Genomic DNA, 2716 nt, shown 5'->3' on the forward strand with positions numbered 1-2716 from the left:
AAATTTGGTCGGGTAAATTTGAACCTAAATTTGATTTATTTTCTGCCAAATTTAAGAGCAAAAACGTTGAGTATTTTTGCTCTTGCCGTCTATTTGTCAAATTCGATCGCCGTTTCTTGATCCCAAAAGATAATTTTAACAGTCAAATTTAAAATTTTCTCGCAAATTTTAATAAGCGTTACAAATTTGCACTTAACTGATAACAACTATCATAACTAAGCTATTTTTTAGCTAATCTATTTTATAATAATCACAATCAAATAAACAGGAGCCCAAAATGTCAGTTTTAGTTATCGGAGCCGACGAGATAACGCCTATAAAAGCAGTCCTAAAAGACCTCGGCGCAGAAGCGATCGAGCACTGGGACGCGCGCAACGAAAACCGCGTAAATCGCAAACCGATCCCGCAAGATACCGAGTGCGTCGTGATGTTAACCAGTTTTTTAAACCACAACACGATGAAAACGATAAAAAACCAAGCCAAAAAGCGCAATATCCCAATCGTTTGCGCCAAAAGAAGCGTCAGCTGCGTGTTTAGCGAGTATTGCAAAGTCTTTGGGCTAGATAAGGAATTTGGATGCTGCAAGGTAAAAGACTAATAGATGAAATTCGGCTTTTTATCAGGTATTGGAGAAATAACTCCAAGTATTTTTTCAGGGCTTGATGCGGTAAATAAAGCCCGAATTTTTATAAATTTATACAACTGTTGCGCAGGTCGCGAGCTAAAAATTCCTCTTATTTATGCGTATTCGGGCTTAAATTTGGAGGGAATTTTTCTAAAACGTATCGATGACTTGTGCGAGTTTAAAAATCCTAGCCGAAGTAAAATTTCAAGCTTTTGCATCGCTTCAAACGCCGTTATCTGCGCCTATAAATCAGGCAAATTTGACGCCGTCCCGCCGCTAGCCGTCTCTCCCAAACACCCGGCCGCCAAGCTAATCCTTATGCTAAAATCCCAAAACGGAATATGTTTTGACGCGGACATAATGTTTTCTCAGTTTGTTTATGATAAAATACGCGCCAAACATTTTGATAAAAACGTTTATTTTCAAGACGGGATTATCTTTGCGGAGCAGGGCGGGCGCAAGCTTTTTGGCGTTATGCCGTGCTTTAAAGAGATAACCAAAGAGCGGTTTCATCTGGCTAACTGCGAGATCGCTAGGGGCTTTGAGGCGCTTAGCGGCGGAGAGTTTGACAGGATGTTTATCGTAGCTCCGAGAAATGCGAATTTCTCGCGCTACATCGAGGTTAAACGGGAGTGCGGATGCGGCGGATCGTTGCGACTGGTGCCCTACACGATAAGTCATCATATTTTTTAAAGGAAATTTAAATGATAGGTATCATTTTTGGAAGCAGTATGGGAAATACTGAGGAGGCGGCGAGCTTTTTAGCCGAGAATTTGGGGCTAGAAAACGAGCTTTTAAACGTAGCAAACTGCGACGCGGCTAAGCTAAACGGCTTTGACAAGCTGATTTTGGGCGTTTCTACCTGGGGTACGGGCGACTTGCAAGACGACTGGGACGCGTTTGATTTCGGCGGATTAAAGCTTAGCGGCAAGACGGTAGCGATATTTGGCACGGGCGATGCCGAGAGCTATGCGGATAGCTTTTGCGGCGCGATGGGCAAGCTTTACGATGAGGTCGTAAAAGCTGGCGCAAACGTCGTGGGCGCAGTGTCCGTGGACGGATATAAATTTGACGAGTCAGAAGCCGTAAGAGACGGTAAATTCGTCGGTCTGCCTCTTGATGCGGACAACGAAAGCGAAAAAACCGAGCCTAGAATCAGCGCTTGGATAGAGCAGATTAAACCTCATTTTGCTTAAAATTTAATACTTCTAGTCGGGCTTTTTGCCCGATTTTTCTTTCAAATTTAACGCTTTTTTATATTAAATTTGACTTTGCCTCGCTACAGCATTAAAGCGATTTTAGCGTGCGGCGACTGCGCAAATTTTATCAAGACAGCTTTATATCTATTCGTTTTTAATAAGCTCAAATTTGAGCTAAAATTTAGTAAATTTAGCTAAAATCACGCCGAATTTATGTTAAAAATAAGGAGAAAATATGCCTCTACTAGATAGTTTTTGCGTCGATCACGTGAGGATGAACGCGCCCGGCGTGCGTCTGGCAAAGACGATGAAAACGCCAAAAGGCGACGATATAAGCGTGTTTGATTTGCGTTTTTGCAAGCCAAACGAGGAAATCTTGCCCGAAAAAGGCATCCACACGCTAGAGCACCTATTTGCGGGCTTTATGCGAGATCATTTAAACGGCAAGGGCGTTGAAATCATCGATATCTCGCCGATGGGCTGCAGGACGGGCTTTTATATGAGCGTGATCGGCGTGCCGAGCGAGGAGGCGGTCAAGGCCGCGTGGACGGCGTCGATGAAGGATATCCTAGGCGTCAAAAACCAAGAAGACATCCCCGAGCTAAACAAGTATCAGTGCGGCACGTATAAAATGCACTCGCTTGACGAAGCGCATGCGATCGCAAGCAAAATTTTAGAGCGCGGACTAATTACGATAAATAACGAAGAGATCGCGCTAGACGTCGCTTCGATGGGTCTTAAAAAGCACTGATCGCTTTTAAATTTAGCCGCCTTTTGCGCGGCTTTGCTATCGCGGCAGATCTCAAATTTAGCCCAGTTTGCCGCACTTTTGCTTCAAATTTTACCATTTTTAATATACAAAATCCGCTTCGTAATAAAATATAGCGATGTA

Annotated in this window: 4 protein-coding genes; all 4 read left to right on the forward strand. The window is 43.3% G+C overall.

Annotated elements, in window-relative coordinates; translation table 11 throughout:
* Positions 1-277 precede the first annotated feature (277 nt).
* The 4 genes from Q0338_RS09275 to luxS all read left to right on the forward strand — a co-directional run bounded on the left by Q0338_RS09275 (position 278) and on the right by luxS (position 2575).
* Positions 278-598 (forward strand): DUF2325 domain-containing protein, encoded by a 321-nt coding sequence (locus tag Q0338_RS09275; protein ID WP_002949171.1) that lies wholly within the window; start codon positions 278-280, stop codon positions 596-598.
* 3 nt (positions 599-601) lie between these two features.
* Complete coding sequence (locus tag Q0338_RS09280; RefSeq protein WP_298086505.1) at positions 602-1318, forward strand: hypothetical protein; 717 nt, start codon at positions 602-604, stop codon at positions 1316-1318.
* An 11-nt stretch (positions 1319-1329) separates the two neighbouring features.
* Positions 1330-1821: a flavodoxin FldA gene (gene fldA, locus Q0338_RS09285; RefSeq protein ID WP_009492535.1), complete on the forward strand. Its 492-nt coding sequence runs from the start codon at positions 1330-1332 to the stop codon at positions 1819-1821.
* A gap of 238 nt (positions 1822-2059) precedes the next feature.
* On the forward strand, positions 2060-2575 hold the full coding sequence (gene luxS / locus Q0338_RS09290) for an S-ribosylhomocysteine lyase (protein ID WP_298086506.1): 516 nt from the start codon (positions 2060-2062) through the stop codon (positions 2573-2575).
* The last annotated feature ends 141 nt before the right edge of the window (positions 2576-2716 follow it).

Source organism: uncultured Campylobacter sp. (assembly GCF_938018145.1).
In the GTDB taxonomy this organism is placed as follows: Bacteria; Campylobacterota; Campylobacteria; order Campylobacterales; family Campylobacteraceae; genus Campylobacter_A.